The sequence below is a fragment of the Brevundimonas sp. GW821-FHT02A10 genome, assembly GCF_059422025.1.
This window is the reverse complement of the sequence record NZ_JBWKWC010000008.1, coordinates 96,015-117,757: the sequence shown is the minus strand read 5'-3', so window position 1 is coordinate 117,757 and position 21,743 is coordinate 96,015. Positions and strand designations below refer to the sequence as shown.

Below are 21,743 nucleotides of genomic sequence, written 5' to 3'. Positions count from 1 at the left end.
GTTTTCCGGCTCCGCTTTCGCCATTTCTTCATTCCCCTCGGCCACAACGTCAGGCGGAGGGACTTGAAACGTGGCCGCTGTTGCGTGTTTGCGAGTACTGCTGGACGGCAACCGGACAGATGTGCCGGCGGACCAGCTCGGCCCGCTGGTCGCCAAATACGCCAATATCTTCCTTGAGGTGCGCTGGGTTCACCCGCGCCACTACGACCAGCTGACCCCCTATGCCTATCTGCTCGGCGACCCCGGGGCGGAGGAACTCGACACCGTCGAACTGGCCCATCTGTCGCAGGAGCTTCAGGCCAAGCTGTTCGGCACGGGCATCGAGGACGCGGTCAAACTCGTTCTGTTCGAGGGCGACGACGAGGCCATCGACACCTTTGCCAACTGGTCGGCCGAGGCCGTTCTGGACGCCATGGAGGACCCGAGCCGTCTTCCGCAGGGCGGCCTGCTGCGCCGCATCGCCGCCGACGGCTCCCTGATCGAGGTCCCCGAGCATCCTGAGAACGCCGAGACCGCCGACGCCTTCCGCTTCGGCCCGACCATCGACACCTCCCAGGGCGTCTGGTTCAGCGCGGGCCAGACCTTCGTCGGCGATGTGCTCAGCTGCACCCCGGTCACCGCCTCGACCTATTACAGCCTGCTGGACGGCCCGGACCACCAGCCCGAGGACACCGAGACCTTCGACGCCGCCTGCGTGACCACCGCCCTGCGTTTCCTGGTCGACTTCCCGGTCCTTCAGCCGCTGATCGTGCCCGTCTCCTTCTCGACCCTGGTCCGGCCCAGCCAGCGCGCCAACTACGCCGACCTGCTGCTGGTCCTGCCAGAAGGCTATCGGGCCAAGCTCTCGGTCAGCGTCTATGACACGCCGCGCGCGCCGACCTTCCACGCCCTGAAGACGATCCGCGAGACCCTCGATCCGGTGTTCGGCGGCATCGACCTGTGCACCCACGATCCGGACTTCCAGATCCAGCAGCTGGCGACCCGCGCCGTGTCCAGCGTCACGCTCGCCCTGCCCGACGCCAAGCCCGACGTCCGGCTGGCCGCCATCCGGCGCTTCGCCAGCCATTCGGTCCACTACCGCCGCCGGCGCATCGTCGCCGGGATCACCAACATCCGCTTCCGCACCGAGCGCGAACTGGCCATCGCCCTCAAGATCCCCTTCCTCTCGGGTCCCGGCATCTGCCGCATCCAGAGCGAGCCGGTCGGCGGCCGACGCTGGGAAGCCGAGGCCCTGCCCCTGCTCCAGCTCCATCCGGGCTCCGCCATGGCCGCCTCGACGGCCGCCTAGTCGCCAGACCGCGCCAGCAGGGCGAGCAGGTCGTCCTTCCAGAACACCGCCCAGGTATGGGTCCCGTGCCCCTTGCCGCCGACGCTGTTGGGGATCAGCCGGTACTGGCCGTTGCGGATGCGCGGCGCGAACTGCTCGGACAGCCCCAGCTCCGGCGGATTGATGAAGTCGTCGGCCGAGTTGATCCACATCACCGGCGCGGTGATCTTCTCCAGATCGGCCGAGGGGTCATAGTCGCTCGAGGCGTTGACCTGATACCACAGGTCGTTGGCGTCCAGCCCGGGCAGCCGTCGCGTCTGCTGGGTCCGCGCATACACATCCACCGCTTCGGGCGTCGCCAGATCGTGCTGCAGCGGCATCGTCGCGCCACCGGCCAGAACCAGCAGGTCCACAGCCTCCCTCAGGCCCAGCTTCGGCTGTTCGACATAGTTCCCGCCCATCCACGCCGGATCGTTGCGGATGGCGTCCTTCAGCATGGTCCGCCACAACCGGTTGCGGCCCACCAGCGCCGTCGGCTCGCAGGCCAGCGGCATCAGGGCGTCGGCGAAATCGGGATGGGTCTCGCCCCAGACGAAGGCGTGCATGCATCCCATCGAGGTGCCCAGGATCAGCCGCAGGTGATCGACATTCAACCCCTCGACCAGCATCCGCCGCTGGGCCTCGACCATGTCGGCGTACTGATACTCCGGAAACGCCGCCCGCAAGCCGTCGCTGGGCTTGGTCGACTGCCCGTGTCCAAGGCTGTCGGGCATGATGATGTAGTAGCGCGTCACATCCAGCGGCTGGCCCGGCCCGAACAGCTCGCCCGCGAACTGGGGCGACAGGAAGGTCGCGCCCGTCCCGCCCGTGCCGTGCAGGATCAGTACCGCATTGGTCACCCGCCCCTCGGCGTTCCTGACCGGCGTTCCCAGCGTCCGGTAATGCATCCGCAGTTCCGGCAGCGTCCCGCCCGACCGGATCTCCAGCGGCCCGCCCACATAGTCGCCCTCGGCCGGGGTGTAGCGCGGCGCGGGCGTCTGGGCCGCAGCGGCGCCGCCCCAAAGGGCCAGCAGGATCAGGCTCAGAAGGATGCGCATGGACTCGGCTCCGGGGACGGGAGGCCGCATCCTGCACGCCGCCGCCTCCCGATCAACCATGCCCGGCTTGCCGCCAGACAGCGAAAAGGGGACGTCCTGCAACGTCCCCTCCCCGTTCGCCGGCGCGCCGGGTTCTCCGGCCTGCCGCGCCCGTTCTGGCCGCGGCAAAACTGTTCGATCCGCGAGCGGCGGGAGGCGCCGGGATAATCGCGCCTCCCGCCGCCTGCCCCGAAATCCCTCCCTCGACAGGATTCCGGCCTTGCGGACCTCGGTGTCGCCGCGCCCTTCCAGCCCGCAGCGACAGGGGACGGTCTCACGGCATCGGAAGCGCGGCAGTCGGGTCAAACCCTCAGCCGCGCCCCGAAATCGCCTGAGGCACCTCAGGCCCCCGACGCCGTCTCCGTCATCTTCGCCAGCACCTGATCCAGGCTGAAGCTGGCCGCTTTTTGCCGGGGCGGGAACTCCTTGAAGGTGGCGATGAATTCCGCGACGCCGGCCTGGGCGGGGACCAGCAGGAAGATGCGGCGGAACAGCCAGTCCCAATAGGTGTTCGAGGTGATCTCCGCCCGCTCATAGGGATCGAGCCGCAGGTTGAAGATATAGGGCACGCGCAGTTCGACGAACGGATCCTGCCAGACCTTCAGCGTGCCCTTCACCCGCTGCTCCAGGAACATCATCTTCCAGTTGTCGTAGCGCAGCGCCGCCACATCGCCGTCGTCGGTGAAGTAGATGAAGCCCTTGCGCGGGCTCTCCTCGACCTCGCCGGTCAGGTAGGGCAGCAGGTTGAAGCCGTCGAGATGGACCTTGAAGGTCGTGTCCCCGACCTTGTGGCCCTTCACCAGCTTTTCCTTGATGTCGGGTTCGCCAGCGATGGCCAGGATGGTCGGGAACCAGTCCAGATGGCTGACGATGGCGTTGGACTCCGTCCCGGCCTCGATCTTGCCGGGATAGCGGACCATGCAGGGCACGCGATAGGCGCCCTCCCAGCTCGAGTTCTTCTCGTTGCGGAACGGGGTCATGCCCCCGTCCGGCCAGGTGTTCATGTGCGGACCGTTGTCGGTCGAGTACTGGACGAAGGTGTCGTCGGCGATGCCCAGCTCGTCGATGAAGTCCAGCATCTGGCCGATGCACCAGTCGTGATAGATCATGGCGTCGTGGTACTCGGACTGCCAGCGGCCCGACTGGCCGATCAGCTCCGGCTTCACATGCGTCCAGGCGTGCATGTGGGTCGTGTTGAACCAGACGAAGAACGGTTCATCCGCTTCATGGGCGGCCCGGATGAACGTTTTGGCGGCCTCCAGGAATTCCTCGTCACAGGTCTCCATCCGCTTCTTTGTCAGGGGCCCGGTGTTCTCGATCGTCTGACCGCCCTTGCCGTCCGACCAGCAGTGCAGCACGCCGCGCGGGCCGTACTTCTTCTTGAAGTCGGGGAAGTCCTTCTCGTTCGGATAGTCGACGTGTTCGGGCTCTTCCTCGGCGTTGAGGTGATAGAGGTTGCCGAAGAACTCGTCGAAGCCGTGAACCGTGGGCAGGTGCTCGTCACGGTCGCCCAAGTGGTTCTTGCCGAACTGGCCGGTGCGATAGCCCAGCGGCTTGAGCGCCTGGGCGGTGGTGATGTCCTCGGCCTGAAGGCCCAGTTCCGCGCCGGGCAGACCCACCTTGGTCATCCCGGTGCGCAGGCCGCACTGGCCGGTGATGAAGGACGCCCGACCTGCAGTGCAGCTCTGCTCGGCATAGGCGTCGGTGAAGATCATCCCTTCCCTGGCGATGCGGTCGATGTTCGGGGTGCGATACCCCATCACGCCCCGGGTGTAGCAGCTGAGGTTGGCCTGACCGATGTCATCCCCCCACATCACGAGCACGTTCGGCTTTTTGGGCATCACCTGACTCCTTGATCGCCCGGCTCGGAGCGGCCCGGCTTCCAAGTCAGAGTCCCACGGCGGCCTGAAGCGGGGAGTCGGGTCGAACCCGCACTCCGCCCGGAGAAACGCCGCGACACCCGTGAGTCAGCAGCCGGCGCCTGTGGAAGGCCCTGAAATCAGGCCCCATTTCCCCGGGCCGCGACATTCGGTCCAGCGGGCCTCTGCGGCGCGTTAAACTGCGCGTCCGGTCTTTGACATCAGATGCGTCCCGACAGGGGCGGAAGGCGGAACTTGCACCCGGTCGAATTCGGAGTGCAAAGCATCATCGCGATTTCCGGATTTGAATTTCAATGCCTTGCAGAGAAATCCTGAGACCGGACTTCCGAATTGCACCTTTTGCACCCACCTTTTTTCGAGTGCAAAACGCCCTCCCGGCGGGCGGTCAGGGCTCCAGCCGGGCCTTCAGGCTGGACGTGTCCCAGCGGCCGCCGCCCAGCTTCTGGACGTCGGCATAGTACTGGTCGACCAGGGCGGTCATGGAGACGGTCGCCCCGTTGGAGCGGGCCTCGTCTAGCACCAGACCGAGGTCCTTGCGCATCCAGTCGACGGCGAAGCCAAAGTCGAACTTGCCTTCCGCCGCCGTCTTCCAGCGGTTGTCCATCTGCCAGCTCTGGGCCGCGCCCTTGGACACGGCCTGATAGACGGCGTCGGTGTCCAGACCGGCGGTCTTGGCGAAGTGGATGGCCTCGGCCAGGCCCTGGACGACGCCCGCGATGGCGATCTGGTTGACCATCTTGGTCAGTTGGCCGGCGCCCGAGGGGCCCATGTGCTGGATGGCCTTCGAATAGGCCATGACGGCGTCCTCGACCCGGGCGAGGGCTTCCGCATCGCCGCCGGCCATGACGCTGAGCTGGCCGTTCTCGGCGCCCGCCTGACCGCCCGAGACCGGGGCGTCGATGAAGAAGCGGCCGCTCGCGGACGCCAGCTCGGCCATCTCGCGCGCCACCCTGGCCGAGGTCGTGGTGTGGTCCACCACCACCGCCCCCTCGGCCAGATGCGGCAGGGCCTCGGTGACCACGGCGCGGACGTCGTCATCATTGCCGACGCACAGGACGAAAAGCTCCACGCCCGCCGCCGCCTCGGCCACGGTCGCGGCGGACCTGCCGCCGTTGGCCTCGGCCCAGGCGACGGCCTTGGCGGGCGAGCGGTTGTAGCCCGTGACCTCGTGACCGGCGGTCAGGAGGTGGCGCGCCATCGGGGCGCCCATGACGCCCAGGCCGGCGAAGGCGATCTTCATTCTGTCGGCTCCGATGCGGCGCCGTAGCGGCCGCGGAAGAAGGTCAGGGCCTCGCCGCCCGCGTCGTGGAAGGTCTCGACCTTGCCGACGATGATCAGGTGGTCGCCCATCTGGATCCGCTCGTGGGTCACGCACTCGAACCGCACCAGCGCCCCTGGCAGACACGGAGGGCTATGATCGGCGGGACGGACGAACTCGCCCACCTCCAGCAGTGACACGCCCTTGGCGAAGCGGCTGGCCAACGGCCGGTCGGTCGAGGGCAGGACATGGATGGCGAAGCGCTCGGCGGCGGCGAACACCGGCCAGCGGTCCGACCGCTCGTCCAGGCACCACAGCACCAGACGCGGCGTCAGCGAGACGGAGGTGAAGGAGTTGACCGTGATCCCCAGCGGTCCTGCCGGGCTGTCGGCGGTGACGACGCACACCCCGGTCGCGAAGGCGCCCAGCGCCCTGCGGTAGGCGGCGGTGTCGCGGGCGAGATCGTCGGGCAAGGGTTCGAGGGTCACGGTTCCGACCTAGGCGACCCGCCTGCCGGGAGCAAGCGTCTCAGGCGCCCGGACGCGGATAGACGGCGCCTTCGCGGCGGCCGTGATCGGTCTGGCGGTCGTATTCCTCGCTGGCCGCCCTGACCTCGTCGCTGGTCTTCTTGACCACAGCGTTCATGGCGGCGCAGTCGGCGCTGGCGCGCATCGCCGCCTGCATCTGGTCGCGCCCGGCGACGGCGATACGGCCATGGTTCCGCTCATGAGTGACCAGGGCGGCGAAGTAGGCGTCCCAGTCAGCCTCCTCGCGCGGCGACAGCTGATCCCGCGTGGTCAGGTCCGGCAGGGTCATGCGCAGCACCACCGAGACGGTCGCGGTCGCGGGCATGCACTGGCCGTCCGCGCCGTTCCGCCAGCGGGTCTGGAAGATCCAGCCGGTGCGGGCGTCGTGACGCCCCCCGTCGACCTCGACGGTCGGTCGCGCCTCATTCATCGATTCGCGGATGGACCGGGGCGAACGCCCCGTGACCGGATAGCCGATCAGGGTCACCTCCGGCAGATCGCCGAGCCCCGCCCGGCCCACAGCCTCGACCAGGGCCGTGCTGGGCGGCGCGGGCGGAACAGCGATCTGCGGCACGGACGCCTGCCCGGACAGGGCTGCGGCAAGCGCCAGAGAGCTCAGGCTGACGAACATGCGGGCGGCTCTCGTTGATGGAACCCGAGCTTGTCCGGCCTGCGCCACCCACGCAAGCGGCAGTCCCCTGAACGGCGAAATGGGAAACGCGGCGTTAACCCTGAACCGTCACCCTGTGGCCAGTTCTCCCCAAGGTCTCCTGAATGTCCGCCAGCGATCGTCCCATCCTGATCAAGAAGATCAAGAAGGTGTCCGGCGGCGGCCACCATGGCGGCGCCTGGAAGGTGGCCTACGCCGACTTCGTGACCGCGATGATGGCCTTCTTCCTGCTGATGTGGCTGATCAACACGACCGACCCTGAGCAGAAGCGCGGCATCGCCGAGTACTTCGCCCCGGCCAGCGTCTCGGACAGCACCTCCGGCTCGGGCGGCCTCCTGGGCGGCACGGCCCTGGGCCAGGACGGTTCCAAGGCCGCCGGCTCCATGTCGGTCACCGAACAACTCGCGCCCCAGGCCCCGCCGGACGCCCCGCCGGACTCGGGCTCCAACCCCAATGTCGCCTCCGCCAGCGACGAGGCGCTCGCCGCCGAGGTCTCCCGCCGCGAGGCCCAGGAGTTCCAGAGCGCCGCCGAGAGCCTGCGTCAGGCCATGCAGCGCATGCCCGAGCTGGCCGAGCTGTCCAAACAGCTGATCATCGACCAGACGCCCGAGGGCCTGCGCATCCAGCTGGTCGATCAGGAAGGCCGGTCGATGTTCGACCAGAACTCGGCCCGCCCCAATGCCCGCGCCCAGGTCCTGCTGCGAGCCGTGGCCCAGGTCATCAATCGCCTGCCCAACCGCATCGCCATCAGCGGCCATACCTCCTCCGTCGCCGGCTCCGGCCGCGCCTCGACCGCCGCCGACTGGCCGCTGTCCGCCAACCGCGCAGATGCGTCCCGCTCGATCCTGCAGCAGGCCGGCGTCGATCCGGACCGCGTCTACTCCGTGGCGGGCAAGGCCGGCTCCGACCCCCTGTATCCGGACGATCCCTCGCTGGCCGGCAACCGCCGTATCGCTATCGTCCTGCTGCGTGAGGCCCCCGTCCTGCCCATGGACACCAGCCTGTGAGCTCCCGCGGGGCATCGGCGCCACTCCGCTGTGGCGCGAATGTCCTTGCGAGCCGGCCGCGAAGCGCGCCAAATCAGGCCATGAACGGTCAGGCGTCACACTGTTGGCAAGATCGGGTGCGGACCTAGAGCCGTGACCCAGCATATCCCGACCCGTCAGCTTCGCTTCTTCATGACCGCGGTCGCGCCCTGCCCCTACCTGCCCGGCATGACCGAGCGGAAGGTGTTCGCCAACCTGCCCTTCTCGGACGGCGCCCACGTCAATGACGAGCTGACCCACGCGGGCTTCCGGCGCAGCCAGAACATCGCCTACCGCCCGGCCTGCGAGAGCTGCGACGCCTGCGTCTCGGTCCGCCTGCCGGTCCCCGAGTTCGCCTTCAGCCGCTCGCAGCGCAAGACCCTGAACCGCAACGCCGACCTGTCGCGCGCTTTGGTCGAGGCCGAGGCCACGATCGAGCAGTTCGACCTGCTCAAGCGCTACCTCGCCCAGCGCCACCCCGGCGGCGGCATGACCGACATGACCTGGGCCGACTATGTCGCCATGGTCGAGGACACGGCGGTCCGCACCCATCTGATCGAGTATCGCACCGTCTCCCCCGACGGCGGCCCCGGCGATCTGGTCGCCGTGACCCTCGCCGATCTGCTGAGCGACGGCCTGTCCATGGTCTACAGCTTCTTCGACCCCGAGCTGGAGCGCCGCTCGCTCGGCGTCTTCGCCATCCTCGACCACGTCCGTCAGGCCCAGGCCGTGAACCTGCCCTTCGTCTATCTGGGCTACTGGGTCCAGGGCTCGACCAAGATGGACTACAAGGCCAACTTCCGCCCCATGGAGGTCCTGCGCCACCAGGGCTGGATGCGGCTGGAGGACGGCCCTCAGGTCAGCGGCACAGACGTCGAGTAGCCGGTCGACGGCACGGCCGTCCCATATCCCGCACCCGGCCCGTCCAGCCGATCCGGCGGCGGCAGATCCCGCCCGCCCGCATACTTCACCAGGGCCGCGATCCGCTTCTCGATCGAGGGGTGGGTGGCGAACAGGCTGTCGATGCCTTCCTTGTCCGGCTGATTGTCCAGGAACATGCCCTGGACCTCGTCGGGCGCCTTGACCGTCGAGCGGCCGGCGATCTTCCGAAGCGCCGAGATCATGGCGTCGGGGTTCTTCGTCAGGTCGACCGAGCCGGCGTCGGCGACATACTCGCGCGTCCGCGACAGCATCAGCCGGATGACGATGGCCAGCCCGTAGCCGACGGCCGCGATCACGATCCCGATCAGGATCAGAGGCCCGGCGTTCCTGTTGTCGCGCCGCCCCTCGCCCCGGACATAGAACATCGACCGCAGCACCAGCTGGGCCACCACGCTGATGATCCCTGCGAAGATCGACGCGATGACCATCGTCCGCACGTCCTTGTTGATCACGTGGGTCAGCTCGTGGGCCAGCACGGCCTCGACCTCGTCGCGGTCCAGCACATTGAGCAGTCCCCGGGTGACGGTCACACTGTACTGCCCCTCGTGCAGGCCCGAGGCATAGGCGTTCATCGCGTCGGTCTCGATGATCCTCAGCGTCGGGGTCTTGAGCCCGCGCGAGATCGCCAGGTTCTCCAGCAGGTTATAGAGCTCGGGCATGTCGCGGCGCTCGACCTTCGTCGCCCCGGTCATGGCGTCGATGATGGCCTGGTTGCCGAACCAGGCGATGACGAACCAGACGCCCGCGACCACGATGGCCAGCGGGATGGTCGCCCCCAGCATGGAGACGGCATAGGCCAGGTCGTCGCCCAGCCCCCGCCCGGAGTTGGGCAGCAGGCCCAGTCCCATGGCGATCAGCTGGACGCCGAAGATCAGCCCGACCAGCAGGACCGGAAACATGGCCAGCAGGATGACCGACCGGGTGTTGTTGGCCCAGATGTGGGTCTGCAGACCGACCGCGCCGCCCATCTACAGAGGCCTCAGAACTTCACCGTCGGCGGGGCGGCGTTCATCGTGGCGCGCTCGGTCGCGTCCACGGCGAAGAAGGGCTTGTCCGCGCCGAAGCCGAACAGGCCGGCGAACAGCACGGTCGGGAACTGCGCCCGCACGGCGTTTAACTCGGCGACGGCGTTGTTGAAGAAGCGGCGCGCGGCGGCCAGCTTGTTCTCGATGTCCGACAGCTCGCGCTGCAGCTCCAGGAAGTTGGTGTTGGCCTTGAGGTCCGGATAGGCCTCGGCGACCGCGAACAGCCGGCCCAGAGCGCCTGTCATCATATTGTCGGCGGCGACCTTCTCATTGACCGTGGTGGCGCCGGCGGCGGCCGCGCGGGCGGCGGTGACGGCCTCCAGCGTGCCGCTCTCGTGCGCCGCATAGCCCTTCACCGTCTCGACCAGATTGGGGATCAGGTCGTTGCGCTGCTTCAGTTGGACGTCGATGTCGGCGAACGACTGGTCCGCCTTCTGGTTCAGCGCGACCAGCTTGTTGTAGCCGGCCATGACCACCAGGCCGATCAAGGCGATGATGACGACGAACATGATCAGCGTAAGCATGGAGCGCTCCTTCGATGGCCTCCCGAGTATCGCGCGCGGTCCGGGCGGCGGATAGTGAAATCGGCGTCATCACCGGCCACCTTCTCCCGCAAGGGGAGAAGGCCTATGTCCGGCATATGACCCAGGCCTCCCCGCTCATCTCGACCGAAGACCTCGCCGCCCGTCTCGGCGATCCGTCGCTCAGGATCATCGACGGCAGTTGGCATCTGGACGGGCGCGACGCGGCCGCCGAGCATCTGCAGGTCCGCATCCCGGGCGCGGTCTGGTTCGATCTGGAGGGCGTGTCCGACCATTCCACCGACCTGCCGCACATGCTGCCGACGCCCGACGTCTTTGCCGCCGCCGTGGGTTCTCTGGGCGTGTCGGAGGGCGACACGGTCGTGGTCTATGACACGGCGGGCCTGTTCTCGGCGCCGCGCGTCTGGTGGACCTTCCGGCTGATGGGGGCGAAGGATGTGCGGGTGCTGGACGGCGGCCTGCCGCGCTGGACGGCCGAGGGTCGCGCCGTCGAGAGCGGCCCTGCGACCGCGCCGACGCCCGCCCGCTTCACCCCTGCGCCCCGTCCCGGCGATGTCGCGGACCTGCCCAGCGTGCTCGCCGCCATCACCGGCGACGCCCAGATCGTCGACGCCCGTCCGGCCGCCCGCTTCACCGGCGAGGCCGCCGAGCCGCGTGCGGGCCTGCGTTCAGGCCATATGCCCGGCGCGCTCAACCTGCCCTTCAAGACCCTGATCGGCGAGGATGGCCGCATGCTGCGCGGCGAGGCCCTGTCAGCCCGCTTCGCCGAGGCGGGGCTGGATATCGACGGCCCCATCATCACCAGCTGCGGCTCGGGCGTCACCGCCGCCGTCCTGACCCTGGCGCTGGCCGAACTGGGCCGCAACAGCGCCCTCTACGACGGCTCCTGGGCCGAATGGGGCGGCCGCGACGACACGCCGGTGGCGCTGGGATAAGGGCTCAGCCCGCCGCGAAGCTGACGGCTTTCGGGCTGCGTTTCACCGCGCCTTCGCTCAGCCTGTCCAGCACCGCCCTGACAAAGGCCCGCTCTTCGCCAACCTCGGCGAAGTTGCGCTTCGGGATGAAGACCGGCGATCCCTGGATCAGGAAGACCCAGTAGGGGCCTAGCGGGAAGATCTCGGAGACCACGCTCCACCCGGCCCGTGTCTCGGTCTGGCCGGTTGTGATGACCAGCGCCTCTGCCCCGACCTCCACGGTGAAGGGCAGCGGATTGTCCACGCCGCGCTCGATCAGCTTGCGCCGGAAGTGGCGGACGGCGACCATGCGGACAAGCCGGATGCCGAGGATGACCATCGGCCAGGACACGACCAGCATGATGGGCAGATAGGTCCAGCCGGGCGCATCGAACGCCACCGCAAGGCTTGCGAAGAAACACCCCACACCGACCGAAACACCGCCGACAATGCCCCCGCCGAGGACATTCCACGGATAGCCGTTGAGCCGGGCGCACGCCCGCCCCGCCCATTTGGCGGCCTCGCCAATGTAGATGACGCCTTCGGTGCGCATCCGGTCAGACGCCCAGCGGCTCAGGCTCTTCCGCATCCGCCGCGACGCTATCGTCGCTCTCGCCGCGCGAGACCACGGTCGCCAACACCAGATCGCCTGTGACGTTCAGGGTCGTGCGGCACATGTCGAGGAAGCGGTCGACGCCCAGGATCAGGCCGATGCCCTCGGCGGGCACGCCCACCATGACCAGAATCATCGCCACCACCGGCAGCGAACCGGCCGGCACACCCGCCGTGCCGACGCCGCCGAGGATGCAGACCAGCATGACCAGCACCTGCTGGCCGATGGTCAGGTCGATGTGGAAGAACTGGGCCAGGAACAGGACGGTGACGCCCTCGAACAGGGCCGTGCCGTTCTGGTTGGCCGTCGCGCCGACGGTCAGGACGAAACGGGCGATCTTGCGCGGCAGGCCGAGCTCGGTCTCCGCCGCCTTCAGCGACACCGGCAGGGCGGCGTTGGACGAGGCGGTCGAGAAGGCCACCACCATGGGCTCGCGCACGCCGCGGAAGAACTTGACCGGCGACATGCCGCCACCGATCCAGACGACCAGCGGGTAGACCACGAACATGTGGATCAGCATCGCGCCGACGGCGACGGCCACATAGGCCGCCAGACGCACCAGCAGGTCCCAGCCGAACACGGCGGCCAGTTTGAACATCAGGCAGGCGATGGCCAGCGGGGCCAGTTTGATGAAGAGGTTGATCAGCTTCATCGTGACCTCGAGCAGGCCCTCAATGGTGCGCTGCAGGTCGTCGGTCGCCTTCGACTTGGCCATGACCAGACCGATGCCGAAAAACAGGGCGAAGATCATCACCGGCAGGATCTGGTTCTCCGACGCCGCCGTGAAGACGTTCGACGGCACCAGATCCAGGAAGAACTGGTCGAACTGGACGCTGGCCGGGGCCTTGTCGACGATCGCCGCCGCGCCCTCCGCGCCCTGGGCCAGCAACTTGGCCGCGATGGCCGGATCGACCCCGTCGCCCGGACGGAAGAAGTTGACCATGCCCAGGCCGATCACGACTGCGATGCCCGAGACCACGATGGTCAAGAGCAGGGTCTTGATCCCCGCCCGACCCAGCGACTTCAGATCGCCCATTTCGGCGACGCCGATGACCAGCGCCGAGAACAGCAGCGGGATGACCATCATGAACAGCAGCTTGAGGAACAGCTGGCCGATGGTGCCGGCGACGGCGATCAGGGTCGTCAGCCAGGCGGCCTCGGGGTCGACGTAGAAGTTCGCCGCCAGACCTCCGCCCAGACCGATCACGAATCCGATCAGCATCAGCCAGTGAAGCGGGATCCCGCCGCGTTTCGTCTCAGTCATTCGTCCCCACGAGGTCGGTGTGTCCGGCGCAGCAACAGCGCCGCAAGCTCATCAGCGGATCGGCAGGCCGTAGATCAGCCCGCCCGGCCGCGCGTTCCATTGTGCATTCAATCCACGGGCAAGGTCGAGGGCCGATTGCGCACCCAGGTTCCGCTCGAAGATCTCGCCGTAGTTGCCCACCCCCACCACGGCGTCCAGCGCCCAGTCCTTCGACAGGCCCAGCCGCTCGCCGAAGTCGCCCTCAACGCCCAGCAGGCGGCGGATGCGCGGGTCGGTGCTGTCCTTGGCAAGCTGTTTCGCATTGGCCTGGGTCACGCCCATCTCCTCGGCGAGGATGACGGCGTTCAGGGTCCAGCGGACCAGGGCCGTCCACTGCTCGTCGCCGCGCCGGACCACAGGTCCCAGGGGCTCCTTGGAGACGATATCGGCCAGAATCGCATGCTGCTGCGGGTCCGCCATGGTGGTCCGCGCCGCGGCCAGGGCCGAGATGTCGGCGGTGAAGGCGTCGCAGTCCTCGCGCCCGTAGGCCTGCCGCGCCGCCTCCTCGGTCGGGGCGACGACCGGGGTGTACTCGATGCCGCGCGAGCGGAAGTAGTCCTGGGCGTTCAGGGCGCTCGTCGATCCGGCCGCGACGCAGACCCGGGCGCCGTTCAACTCGGAGGCGCTGTTCAAATCGAGCGAGCGCCGGACCATGAAGCCCTGACCGTCGTAGTAGTTGATCCCGGCGAAGGTGAAGCGCCCGCCGAGATCGCGGTCCATGGTCCAGGAGGTGTTGCGCCACAGGACGTCAATCCGCCCGGCCGCCAGGGCGTCAAAGCGGTTATCGGCAGTCAGGGGCACGAAACGCACCTTGTCCGGATCGCCGAAGATGGAGGCCGCCATCACCCGGCAGAAGTCGACGTCGAAGCCGCGCCAGTCGCCGCGGTTGTCGGTATAGGCGAAGCCGACCAGACCCTGATGCACGCCGCAGTTCAGATAGCCGCGCCTCTGCACCGCCTTCAGGGTCGGGCTATCGGCCTTGACCACGCCCGCCTTGGGCAAGGCGCCCGTATCGGACGTCTCGACGGGGCCCGCATCGGTCCGCTTCTCGCCGCAGCTCGCCAGAGAGCCGCCAAGCGTCAGGAGGGCGAGCCCCATCAGGGCCAGACGTCGTCCCGTGCTCGCGGTGTTCAGCATATCCGGCCTCTCGCCCTCGGTTGTCCTTTTAGAGGCCTTCGGGCCTTGATCCGCAACCCGCCGAAGGCCATCGAAGGTGGATGAAGACGCCTTCCGACCGCACCCGACTGATCGCCGGCGCCACGCAGAGGGGACGCGGGCGCCGCCCGGTCAATCCGCCGGTGGAGCGCGCCTCCACCCTGCTCAGCGACCGCGCCGACCAGATGCGCGACGAAAGCCTGGGTCCGGTCTACGGCCTGGCGGGAACCACCGCCGCGCGGGAGCTGCGTGCGACCCTCGCCGGGCTGGAAGGCGCGGCCGAGAGCTGGATCGTGCCGTCAGGCCTCGCCGCCGTGACCGTGCCTCTGCTGGCGATGGCACGGCCGGGCGACGAGATCATCGCCTCCGACGCCGTCTACGGCCCCAGCCGCCGCTTCCTGAGCCGCTGGATGAGTGCGCGGGGCGTGACCGTGCGCTTCCACGCCGCCGAGGCCGACGCTGCGACAGTCGCAGCCCTGATCGGGGAGCGCACCCGGGCCGTCCTGATCGAATCCCCCGCCTCCCTGACCATGGACATGCTGGACGCTCCGGCCCTGGCTGCTGCCGCGCGGGCCAGGGGCGTGATCAGCATCATGGACAACACCTGGGGCGCGGGCTTCGCCTTCAAGCCCCTGAGCCACGGCGTCGACATCAGCGTCCAGGCCTTGACCAAATATGCGGCCGGCCATTCGGACCTCCTGATGGGCGCGATCTCGACCAACGACACCGTTCTGGGCCGGGCCATCGACGGCACGATCGAGGACATGGGTTGGCACGTCTCGCCCGACGACGCCTGGCTGGCCCTGCGCGGCCTGCGCACCCTGCCGCTGCGGATGGCCGAACAGGCTCGCTCGGCGCTGCAGGTCACGACCTGGCTGGAACAGCAGCCCGAGGTGACGCGCGTCCTCTACCCGCCCCTGCCCTCGGATCCCGGCCACGCCCTGTGGGCCCGCGACTATGCCGGTGCGGCCTCGCTGTTCGGGCTGGAGATGAAGGGCGGGACGGTCGAGGCCGGGCGCGCCTTCCTCGACGCGCTCAGCCTGTTCGGCCTCGGCTATTCCTGGGGCGGCTACGAGAGCCTGGCCACCCATGAGACGCACCAGATGGCCTGGCGTGAGACGCCCGCGGTCCTGACGGGCGAACTGCTGCGGTTCCACGTCGGGCTGGAGGATCCGGCCGACCTGATCGCGGATCTGGAGGTCGGCCTCGCCGCCTGGCGGAAGATTGCGAAGGACTAGTTGTCCTTCAGCTCCGGCATCAGGCCGAACACCACATCGCGCATGTTCGAGGACCGGGGCGCCATCGCCCGCAGGAAGTTGACGGTGTTCCCGGCCGCTTCCTGGAAGGTGAAGTTGGTGTTGGTGAAGCGGCAGTTGATGAAGTTCGGCGGCGTGCCGCCCTCATAGATCAGCCGTCCGTCCACGAACTCGCAGTCCCGGAAGGTGGCGCCGTCCAGGCGGATCACGCCCTTGAGCGTCTGGTTCTTGATCTCGGCCATGGCGGCCTCCTGAACAGGCGGCACGACGGCCGCATTGAAAACTGGCGCGCCCAGCAGGACTCGAACCTGCAACATCCCGCTTAGAAGGCGGGTGCTCTATCCGGTTGAGCTATGGGCGCCCGGGCGACGCCGAAACGTCGAATCCTGCGGCTCAAGTAGCGCTAAGCGCGATAGCCGCAACCCTTAATGAGTCCAGGACTGTTTGCGGTTGGTGGCGAAGTTGTCGGCGTAGGCCTTGAGAATCAGCGGCGGATCCTGCGGGGCGTGCAGGCGGAACGGGATGCCGTAACGGTCGGCGTAGGCGACGGCCTCTTCTTGGGTCTCGAAGGTCAGGCGGACCTGGCCGTTCATGTCCGAAGAGCCGATCCAGCCCATCAGGGGATCGGTGGTGCGCGCCGAGGCCGGTTCGAACTCCAGCCGCCAGTCCTTCGACTTGGCCTTGCCCGACTGCATCGCGGTCTTGGCGGGGCGATAGATGCGGGCCAGCATGGGGAGACTCTCGGCAGGGAAGCGATTTGAAGGGGTCTTATACCGCGTCGCGGCGAGGCGTCGAGGCCCCGGCGACTCTGTCGCCTGCCGGACAGACGAACCATTTGAACGGACTGGCGTTCTGTCGGCCTCTGAGAGGACCGACATGACCTTCACCCAACTGGATCCGACGCTGCCGGTCACCGTGGAAGGCAAGGGCAAGGGCTTCGCCTTCGCCGTGATCGACTATGGTCAGGAGCATTCGCTGATCTGGGTCACCGCCATCGACGAGACCGGCGAGATCTGGTGCGCGCCCAACGCCCGGGTGCGCGTCCAGGCCAACTGGACCATGGGCCGCCGCAAGCAGGACGGGCCGCGAGACGGCGACTGCAGTTGATCTGAAAAGGTCGATGGTCGGAGTGAGAGGATTCGAACCTCCGACCCTCTGGTCCCAAACCAGATGCGCTACCAGGCTGCGCTACACTCCGGCGGCGGGATTTGGCACACTCGGCGCCGCACCGCAAACGCGAACCGGCCCAAAAGCGCAGAAAGCGGCGTCAGTTGTGGAAGAAGGGGTGGCGAACAACGTCGCCGGCCTTGGCGCCGATCTCCTGCATCCGGCCCGCACGGACCTCCAGCACGCCCTTCGCCGGGCCGTTGGAGTTGAGCACCGCCTCCGAGAAGGGGGTGGCGTGCGAGGCGATGGAGACGATGTGGCCGTCTTCGGAGATGTAGACGATGTCCAGCGAGCTGGGGGTGTTCTTCATCCAGAAGCCCTGCTCGGCCGCGACCTCGAACTCGAACAGCATGCCGCGATCGGCCTCGAGCGGCTGGCGGAACATCAGGCCGCGCTGGCGTTCGGCCTCGTCGTCGGCGATCTCGACCATGAAGGCGTGTTCGCCGGTCGAAGTGACCACGGTCAGGGGCTCCAGCGGGCGACCGGCCGAATCAACGGGCCCCTTCGAGCCCTGGGCGCAGGCGGCCAAAACCAGGAACAGGCCCAAAACGAACAGTCGACGCGTGAAAGCCATGGGAAACGCCCTCCAGGGGGCGAACCTTAGCCGCCCGGTTTGATCTCGGCCACCACCAGTCCCTTGGGACCTTCGGCGAACACCACCCTGACCGTCTCGCCCGGGACCAGATCGTCCAGGCCGAAGCGCCGCAGGGTCTCGATATGGACGAAGATATCGCCCGGGTCATTGGCCCGCACCACGAAACCATAGCCCTTGGTGCGATTGAACCATTTGACGGTGGCGGATTCCATCTCGCCGACGGCGACCGAGGTCTCGGCGCGCGGTTGAACGCCCCGGCTGTCGGCTCTCAGGCTTTCGTAGCCTGTGCGGCGCGGCGGCGCGGCCTGGGCCTCGCCGGCTCCCAGTTCATGGACGAGCACGACCTGCCAGCCCTTGGCCCGGCGCGCGCAGTCGAAGGTGATCGAAGCGCCCTCGCCCGCGGTCTCATGGCCACAGTCCCGCAGGCAACTCACGTGCAGCAGCACGTCCTTGGCATCGGTCCGTTCGGGCTCGTCGGGCACGATGAAGCCATAGCCCTTGCCCGGATCGAACCATTTCACCCGGCCGGTGATCCGGACCACGTCCGGCGCCTCCAGCCCCTCGTAATCAGACACAGTCACTTCCCCCTGCCCGCACCTCCTGCGGAACACGGTACGTTTACCACGGTTCTGTGAACGAGAGGAAAGGCAAAAACGCACGTTTCGCGCGCGTCAGGGGAATTTGGGGCAAGACATTTGCTGAAAAGACACGACTTTCCCGCCCACGCGCAAAAACCGTCACTTCTCGTCAGGGGTATGGGGGAGGTCTCGCTGGCAGTCCCTAGGGGAGTCGAACCCCTCTCTTCAGGTTGAAAACCTGACGTCCTAACCGATAGACGAAGGGACCGCTGTGCGAGAGCAGTTGTATTTTAGCCGCCGATTTCCGGAGGTCCGCGTGGCAGTCCCTAGGGGAGTCGAACCCCTCTCTTCAGGTTGAAAACCTGACGTCCTAACCGATAGACGAAGGGACCGCTGCGCGAGAGCGGGCGATATAGCCGCCGATTCCGGGGGGCGCAACACCAAATCGACGATTGTTTTCAGGAGGCCATTCGGGGGTCGGCGACGTCCTCGATTTCGAACTGGACGCCGCGACGGCCGTTCCAATCGTCCGCCTTCAGACGACCGGCGACGCTCAAGCCTCCCTGCCCGGCCAGCAGCGCCTTGCCGAGCGGCAGGTCGGCGCAGCGCCAGGCGATGGCCTTGACCGAGGCCCCGTCCGGCCCGACCAGACGGCAGCGCACGTGGCCGCCGTTCATGGCGACCGGCTCGCGCGCCTGCACGCCCGCCAGGGCGAACAGCGGCTCCGGATTGGCGGGTCCGAACGGCGCGAGTTGCTCGAAGGTCTCGAACAGGGCGCGGGTGGCGCCGCCGGGCTCGATCAGGGCGTCGATCTCGACCCGGTCCAGCACCTCGGCCTCGACCTGTTCGCCGGACAGGCGGTCGTTGAGGAAATCGCGCAGGGCGTCGATGCCGTCAGTCTTAACGGTCAGACCCGCCGCCATGGCGTGGCCGCCGCCCGCAATCAACAGGCCTTCGTTCCACGCCGCCTGGATGGCGCGACCCAGGTTCATGCCGGGCTGGGAGCGGCCGGAGCCTTTGCCGATGCCGTTCACGGCGTCCACGCCGATGACGATGACGGGCTTCCTCCAACGCTCGCGCAGACGCCCGGCGACGATGCCGACCACGCCCGGGTGCCAGTCGTCGCCTGCGATGACGACTACGGCCGAACCGTCGTCGTGAGCTTTCGTCTGTTCAACGCGGCGCGTGGCCTCTTCGGTGACCTGGCGCTCGATCTCCCGGCGGCCGATGTTCAGGGCGTCCAGCTCCTCAGCCAGCATCCGCGCCTCGTCCGGATCATCGGTGGAAAGCAGGCGTGCGCCGAGGTCCGACTTGCCGATCCGTCCGCCCGCATTGATGCGCGGCCCGAGGATGAAGCCGGCATGGTTGGTCTTGGCCGGGCCTTCCTCGGCCTTGGCGGCGGCCAGCAGGGCCTTGAGGCCCGGGTTCTTCCAGTCCGACATGACCCGGAGGCCGAGGCCGGTGAGCGCGCGGTTGAAGCCGGTCAGGCCGGTGACGTCACAGACCGCGCCCATGGCGGCCAGATCCAGCCACTGGCGGATGTCGGGCTGCTCCCGCCCCTCAAAGAGCCCCCTCGCCCGCGCCTCGCGGTTCAGGGCGGCCAGCAGCACGAAGACGACGCCCGCCGCCGCCAGATTGCCCTGTCCCGAATTGTCGCCGGGCCGGTTCGGATTGACGACCGCCAGACACTGCGGCGGCTCCTCGCGCATCATATGGTGGTCGATGACCACGACATTCAGGCCGATGGCGCTGGCGTGGGCCACAGCCTCATTGGCCGCCGCGCCGCAGTCGACGGTAATGACCAGATCGGCGCCGGAGCCTTTCAGGGTGTCGAAGGCCTTCGCACTGGGGCCATAGCCCTCGGTGATGCGGTCGGGAACATAGATGGGCAGGTCCGCGCCCATGGCCCGGAACCAGCGGACCAGCAGCGCCGCGCTGGAGGCTCCGTCGACATCATAGTCGGCGAAGACGTGGATGCTGGAGCCTGTCGTCAGGGCGTCGAGGATGGCCGAGGCCGCGGCGTCCATGTCCATGAAGCTGGACGGATCGGGAAACAGGGCCTTGAGCGTCGGATTGAGGAAGTCGGCGCCCTGATCGGCGCGCACGCCGCGCGAGGCCAGGGCCCGGGCCAGCGGCTCGTCGAGGCCGAGGGCCTGCATATGGGCGCGGGTCACCGAGGGCTCGGCCGGACGCTGCCGCCAGGCCCGACCCGACAGCGAGCGCGAGACGTCGAGGAACTGGCTGATGCCGCCGGTCGGGATCCCCCCGGGGCGTCCCAGGTCATCTGGCATCAGAGCGGCCGGGTCGTGCGGATGCGGCGCACGGTGTGGGTCGAGGAATCCATGACCACTGTATGGGTGCTGATCAGGCCACGTTCGATCTTGACCCCGTCCAGCAGGGCGCCGCTGGTCACGCCGGTGGCGGCGAAGACGGCGTCGGTCGAGACCAGTTCGTGCAGGTCGTACTTCCGGTTCAGGTCGGTGATGCCGATACGGTGGGCGCGGGCGCGCTCGTCGTCGTTGCGGAACACGAGCCGCCCCTGGAAATGGCCCCCGACGCATTTCAGCGCCGAGGCGGCCAGCACGCCTTCCGGCGCCCCGCCCGAGCCCAGATAGAGGTCGATGCCGGTCTCGGGGTCCGTCGTATGGATTACCCCCGCCACGTCGCCGTCGCCGATCAGCATGACCTTGGCCCCGACCTCGCGCAGGGCGGCGATCAGTTCGGAGTGGCGCGGCCGGTCCATGACGCAGACGGTGATATCGCGCGGATCGACGCCCTTGGCCGAGGCCAGTGAGCGCACGTTCTCGGCCGGGCTCATGTCCAGATCGACCGTACCGGGCGCATAGCCGGGGCCGATGGCGATCTTGTCCATATAGGTGTCGGGCGCATGCAGCATGCCGCCGCCGGCCGACATCGACAGGACGCACAGGGCGCCCGGCATCGCCTTGGCCGTCAGGGTGGTGCCTTCCAGCGGATCCAGGGCGATGTCGATGGCGGGGCCGCGGCCCGTGCCCACGGCCTCGCCGATATAGAGCATGGGCGCCTCGTCGCGCTCGCCCTCGCCGATGACGATCAGGCCGTCGATTTCGAGGCTGTTCAGACCCGTGCGCATGGCGTCGACGGCCAGCTGGTCGGCCTGCATCTCGTCGCCGCGGCCGATCTGGGCGAAGGCGGCGACGGCGGCGGCCTCGGTGACGCGCACGGCGTCGGCGGCCAGGCTCGAAAACGGGATTTCGGTGGTGGTCACCGGGCGGCGTCGATCCAGCGGCCGGGTGTCGAAGGGGGCCGTATCGGCCATTGCATGTCTCCTTGAGGAGCGATGATCCCCGGATTCTTGGGTCCGGGCGAGATTAACTTGCGTCTGTGACGTCTGCTCTCCGCAGACGGCTTATTGTGGGCGCCCGACAGGCGGCGGCGCCTTGGCGCGGTCGCGCAGGGACTGGGCATAGGCGTCCAGCTCGGCGGCGGTGCGGGCGGCGTCGGGCGAGACGGGCACGGCGCTGACGCGGGCGGCGACGTCGCGCTCCAGAGCGGCCGGGTCGCCGTTCGTCCATTGCAGGGTCGAGACCTCATTGGCCAGGGCGCCGCCCGTCGCGCGCAGGGTGTTGACCTGCTGGGCCACCTGGGCCGGCGGCGGGACCGGTTCCGACGAACGCGGGAAGTCTTCCCAGCGCGGATAGGTGCGGTTGGCGTCGACCAGGGCCTGGACGCGCGGCGCCAGCGGGGAGCTGGCGTCGGTCTGGGGGTCGAACTTGCCGACGCAGGCGGACAGGCCCGAGGCCATTCCCAGCACCGCTCCGGCCATAAGCATCGGCCGCATAATCTTTTTCATAACGCGAGCGTTCATTTCA

General features: G+C 68.1%; 23 protein-coding genes and 4 tRNA genes. 6 read left to right on the top strand and 21 right to left on the bottom strand.

What is annotated here, in order from left to right; all coding sequences use genetic code 11:
- Positions 1-70 precede the first annotated feature (70 nt).
- Entirely contained in the window at positions 71-1,288 is a 1,218-nt protein-coding gene (locus AC07U0_RS17770; protein WP_494721302.1) for a hypothetical protein, read from the top strand.
- On the opposite strand, the gene AC07U0_RS17765 is transcribed toward AC07U0_RS17770, so the two are convergent.
- The 5 genes from AC07U0_RS17765 to AC07U0_RS17745 form a co-directional block, all read right to left on the bottom strand.
- Positions 1,285-2,364 carry an alpha/beta fold hydrolase gene (locus AC07U0_RS17765; protein WP_494721301.1) on the bottom strand — a complete coding sequence of 360 codons (1,080 nt, stop codon included), beginning with the start codon at positions 2,362-2,364 and terminating at the stop codon, positions 1,285-1,287. The two genes, AC07U0_RS17770 and AC07U0_RS17765, sit on opposite strands and share 4 nt — an antisense overlap.
- A 380-nt stretch (positions 2,365-2,744) precedes the next feature.
- Entirely contained in the window at positions 2,745-4,244 is a 1,500-nt protein-coding gene (locus tag AC07U0_RS17760) for an arylsulfatase (protein ID WP_494721300.1), read from the bottom strand.
- A 424-nt stretch (positions 4,245-4,668) separates the two neighbouring features.
- Positions 4,669-5,523 carry an NAD(P)-dependent oxidoreductase gene (locus AC07U0_RS17755; RefSeq protein ID WP_494721299.1) on the bottom strand — a complete coding sequence of 285 codons (855 nt, stop codon included), beginning with the start codon at positions 5,521-5,523 and terminating at the stop codon, positions 4,669-4,671.
- Entirely contained in the window at positions 5,520-6,029 is a 510-nt protein-coding gene (locus AC07U0_RS17750) for a flavin reductase family protein (RefSeq protein WP_494721298.1), read from the bottom strand. Before AC07U0_RS17750 ends, AC07U0_RS17755 begins: the two co-directional genes overlap by 4 nt.
- A gap of 40 nt (positions 6,030-6,069) precedes the next feature.
- The gene (locus AC07U0_RS17745; protein ID WP_494721297.1) at positions 6,070-6,699 is read right to left on the bottom strand and encodes a DUF922 domain-containing protein; all 630 of its coding nucleotides are present in this window, start codon (positions 6,697-6,699) and stop codon (positions 6,070-6,072) included.
- Positions 6,700-6,842: 143 nt separating this feature from the next.
- Between AC07U0_RS17745 and AC07U0_RS17740 the strand changes: the two genes are divergently transcribed.
- The gene (locus AC07U0_RS17740; protein WP_492949428.1) at positions 6,843-7,745 is read left to right on the top strand and encodes a flagellar motor protein MotB; all 903 of its coding nucleotides are present in this window, start codon (positions 6,843-6,845) and stop codon (positions 7,743-7,745) included.
- A 132-nt stretch (positions 7,746-7,877) separates the two neighbouring features.
- Positions 7,878-8,645: an arginyltransferase gene (locus tag AC07U0_RS17735; protein WP_494721296.1), complete on the top strand. Its 768-nt coding sequence runs from the start codon at positions 7,878-7,880 to the stop codon at positions 8,643-8,645.
- Here the strand turns inward: AC07U0_RS17735 and AC07U0_RS17730 are convergent.
- Both AC07U0_RS17730 and AC07U0_RS17725 read right to left on the bottom strand, forming a co-directional pair.
- Entirely contained in the window at positions 8,618-9,673 is a 1,056-nt protein-coding gene (locus AC07U0_RS17730) for a M48 family metallopeptidase (RefSeq protein WP_494721295.1), read from the bottom strand. The two genes, AC07U0_RS17735 and AC07U0_RS17730, sit on opposite strands and share 28 nt — an antisense overlap.
- 11 nt (positions 9,674-9,684) lie before the next feature.
- Positions 9,685-10,254 (bottom strand): LemA family protein, encoded by a 570-nt coding sequence (locus AC07U0_RS17725; RefSeq protein WP_494721294.1) that lies wholly within the window; start codon positions 10,252-10,254, stop codon positions 9,685-9,687.
- A 116-nt stretch (positions 10,255-10,370) separates the two neighbouring features.
- Here AC07U0_RS17725 and sseA point away from each other — a divergent pair, with 116 nt between their 5' ends.
- A complete protein-coding gene (gene sseA / locus AC07U0_RS17720; protein ID WP_494721318.1) occupies positions 10,371-11,207 on the top strand; it encodes a 3-mercaptopyruvate sulfurtransferase in 837 nt (278 codons plus the stop codon).
- A 4-nt stretch (positions 11,208-11,211) separates the two neighbouring features.
- Here sseA and AC07U0_RS17715 read toward each other — a convergent pair whose 3' ends face one another.
- From AC07U0_RS17715 to AC07U0_RS17705, 3 genes are read right to left on the bottom strand one after another with little or no spacing between them, the layout of a single operon-like run.
- Positions 11,212-11,814: a hypothetical protein gene (locus tag AC07U0_RS17715; protein ID WP_494721293.1), complete on the bottom strand. Its 603-nt coding sequence runs from the start codon at positions 11,812-11,814 to the stop codon at positions 11,212-11,214.
- Positions 11,783-13,102 (bottom strand): dicarboxylate/amino acid:cation symporter, encoded by a 1,320-nt coding sequence (locus tag AC07U0_RS17710; protein ID WP_494721292.1) that lies wholly within the window; start codon positions 13,100-13,102, stop codon positions 11,783-11,785. The genes AC07U0_RS17715 and AC07U0_RS17710 overlap by 32 nt, the downstream gene beginning before the upstream one ends.
- A gap of 51 nt (positions 13,103-13,153) precedes the next feature.
- A complete protein-coding gene (locus AC07U0_RS17705; protein ID WP_494721291.1) occupies positions 13,154-14,278 on the bottom strand; it encodes an amino acid ABC transporter substrate-binding protein in 1,125 nt (374 codons plus the stop codon).
- Between the two features lie 80 nt (positions 14,279-14,358).
- On the opposite strand from AC07U0_RS17705, the gene metC reads away from it, so the two are divergent.
- Positions 14,359-15,534, top strand: coding sequence for a cystathionine beta-lyase (metC, locus tag AC07U0_RS17700; protein WP_494721290.1), 1,176 nt, complete (start codon positions 14,359-14,361; stop codon positions 15,532-15,534).
- On the opposite strand, the gene AC07U0_RS17695 is transcribed toward metC, so the two are convergent.
- The 3 genes from AC07U0_RS17695 to AC07U0_RS17685 all read right to left on the bottom strand — a co-directional run bounded on the left by AC07U0_RS17695 (position 15,531) and on the right by AC07U0_RS17685 (position 16,283).
- Complete coding sequence (locus AC07U0_RS17695) at positions 15,531-15,794, bottom strand: hypothetical protein (RefSeq protein ID WP_494721289.1); 264 nt, start codon at positions 15,792-15,794, stop codon at positions 15,531-15,533. The two genes, metC and AC07U0_RS17695, sit on opposite strands and share 4 nt — an antisense overlap.
- A gap of 42 nt (positions 15,795-15,836) precedes the next feature.
- A tRNA-Arg gene (locus AC07U0_RS17690) sits at positions 15,837-15,913 on the bottom strand.
- 64 nt (positions 15,914-15,977) lie between these two features.
- Positions 15,978-16,283, bottom strand: coding sequence for an ETC complex I subunit (locus AC07U0_RS17685; RefSeq protein ID WP_494721288.1), 306 nt, complete (start codon positions 16,281-16,283; stop codon positions 15,978-15,980).
- A gap of 145 nt (positions 16,284-16,428) precedes the next feature.
- On the opposite strand from AC07U0_RS17685, the gene AC07U0_RS17680 reads away from it, so the two are divergent.
- On the top strand, positions 16,429-16,659 hold the full coding sequence (locus tag AC07U0_RS17680; RefSeq protein ID WP_492949417.1) for a hypothetical protein: 231 nt from the start codon (positions 16,429-16,431) through the stop codon (positions 16,657-16,659).
- Between the two features lie 14 nt (positions 16,660-16,673).
- Here the strand turns inward: AC07U0_RS17680 and AC07U0_RS17675 are convergent.
- The 8 genes from AC07U0_RS17675 to AC07U0_RS17640 form a co-directional block, all read right to left on the bottom strand.
- A tRNA-Pro gene (locus AC07U0_RS17675) sits at positions 16,674-16,750 on the bottom strand.
- A gap of 69 nt (positions 16,751-16,819) precedes the next feature.
- Positions 16,820-17,293, bottom strand: coding sequence for a DUF192 domain-containing protein (locus AC07U0_RS17670; RefSeq protein WP_494721287.1), 474 nt, complete (start codon positions 17,291-17,293; stop codon positions 16,820-16,822).
- 26 nt (positions 17,294-17,319) lie between these two features.
- Positions 17,320-17,889, bottom strand: a complete 570-nt coding sequence (locus AC07U0_RS17665; RefSeq protein WP_494721317.1) for a cold-shock protein — start codon at positions 17,887-17,889, stop codon at positions 17,320-17,322.
- A gap of 196 nt (positions 17,890-18,085) precedes the next feature.
- Positions 18,086-18,160, bottom strand: a tRNA-Glu gene (locus AC07U0_RS17660).
- A gap of 49 nt (positions 18,161-18,209) precedes the next feature.
- Positions 18,210-18,284, bottom strand: a tRNA-Glu gene (locus tag AC07U0_RS17655).
- Positions 18,285-18,350: 66 nt separating this feature from the next.
- On the bottom strand, positions 18,351-20,183 hold the full coding sequence (recJ, locus tag AC07U0_RS17650; protein ID WP_494721286.1) for a single-stranded-DNA-specific exonuclease RecJ: 1,833 nt from the start codon (positions 20,181-20,183) through the stop codon (positions 18,351-18,353).
- Positions 20,183-21,190 (bottom strand): class II fructose-bisphosphatase, encoded by a 1,008-nt coding sequence (gene glpX / locus AC07U0_RS17645; protein WP_494721285.1) that lies wholly within the window; start codon positions 21,188-21,190, stop codon positions 20,183-20,185. The genes recJ and glpX overlap by 1 nt, the downstream gene beginning before the upstream one ends.
- A gap of 90 nt (positions 21,191-21,280) precedes the next feature.
- Positions 21,281-21,712 (bottom strand): hypothetical protein, encoded by a 432-nt coding sequence (locus tag AC07U0_RS17640; protein WP_494721284.1) that lies wholly within the window; start codon positions 21,710-21,712, stop codon positions 21,281-21,283.
- Positions 21,713-21,743: the final 31 nt, after the last annotated feature.

Bases quoted from the DNA above. Each gene is read 5' to 3' on its own strand.
- recJ (WP_494721286.1), bottom strand. From the start codon at position 20,183: ATGCCAGATGACCTGGGACGCCCCGGGGGGATCCCGACCGGCGGCATC.
- AC07U0_RS17725 (WP_494721294.1), bottom strand. From the start codon at position 10,254: ATGCTTACGCTGATCATGTTCGTCGTCATCATCGCCTTGATCGGCCTG.
- AC07U0_RS17740 (WP_492949428.1), top strand. From the start codon at position 6,843: ATGTCCGCCAGCGATCGTCCCATCCTGATCAAGAAGATCAAGAAGGTG.
- AC07U0_RS17745 (WP_494721297.1), bottom strand. From the start codon at position 6,699: ATGTTCGTCAGCCTGAGCTCTCTGGCGCTTGCCGCAGCCCTGTCCGGG.
- glpX (WP_494721285.1), bottom strand. From the start codon at position 21,190: ATGGCCGATACGGCCCCCTTCGACACCCGGCCGCTGGATCGACGCCGC.
- AC07U0_RS17760 (WP_494721300.1), bottom strand. From the start codon at position 4,244: ATGCCCAAAAAGCCGAACGTGCTCGTGATGTGGGGGGATGACATCGGT.
- AC07U0_RS17730 (WP_494721295.1), bottom strand. From the start codon at position 9,673: ATGGGCGGCGCGGTCGGTCTGCAGACCCACATCTGGGCCAACAACACC.
- AC07U0_RS17710 (WP_494721292.1), bottom strand. From the start codon at position 13,102: ATGACTGAGACGAAACGCGGCGGGATCCCGCTTCACTGGCTGATGCTG.
- metC (WP_494721290.1), top strand. From the start codon at position 14,359: ATGAAGACGCCTTCCGACCGCACCCGACTGATCGCCGGCGCCACGCAG.
- AC07U0_RS17685 (WP_494721288.1), bottom strand. From the start codon at position 16,283: ATGCTGGCCCGCATCTATCGCCCCGCCAAGACCGCGATGCAGTCGGGC.
- AC07U0_RS17755 (WP_494721299.1), bottom strand. From the start codon at position 5,523: ATGAAGATCGCCTTCGCCGGCCTGGGCGTCATGGGCGCCCCGATGGCG.
- AC07U0_RS17695 (WP_494721289.1), bottom strand. From the start codon at position 15,794: ATGGCCGAGATCAAGAACCAGACGCTCAAGGGCGTGATCCGCCTGGAC.
- AC07U0_RS17680 (WP_492949417.1), top strand. From the start codon at position 16,429: ATGACCTTCACCCAACTGGATCCGACGCTGCCGGTCACCGTGGAAGGC.
- AC07U0_RS17715 (WP_494721293.1), bottom strand. From the start codon at position 11,814: ATGCGGAAGAGCCTGAGCCGCTGGGCGTCTGACCGGATGCGCACCGAA.
- AC07U0_RS17705 (WP_494721291.1), bottom strand. From the start codon at position 14,278: ATGCTGAACACCGCGAGCACGGGACGACGTCTGGCCCTGATGGGGCTC.
- AC07U0_RS17640 (WP_494721284.1), bottom strand. From the start codon at position 21,712: ATGCGGCCGATGCTTATGGCCGGAGCGGTGCTGGGAATGGCCTCGGGC.
- AC07U0_RS17765 (WP_494721301.1), bottom strand. From the start codon at position 2,364: ATGCGCATCCTTCTGAGCCTGATCCTGCTGGCCCTTTGGGGCGGCGCC.
- AC07U0_RS17670 (WP_494721287.1), bottom strand. From the start codon at position 17,293: ATGGCTTTCACGCGTCGACTGTTCGTTTTGGGCCTGTTCCTGGTTTTG.
- sseA (WP_494721318.1), top strand. From the start codon at position 10,371: ATGACCCAGGCCTCCCCGCTCATCTCGACCGAAGACCTCGCCGCCCGT.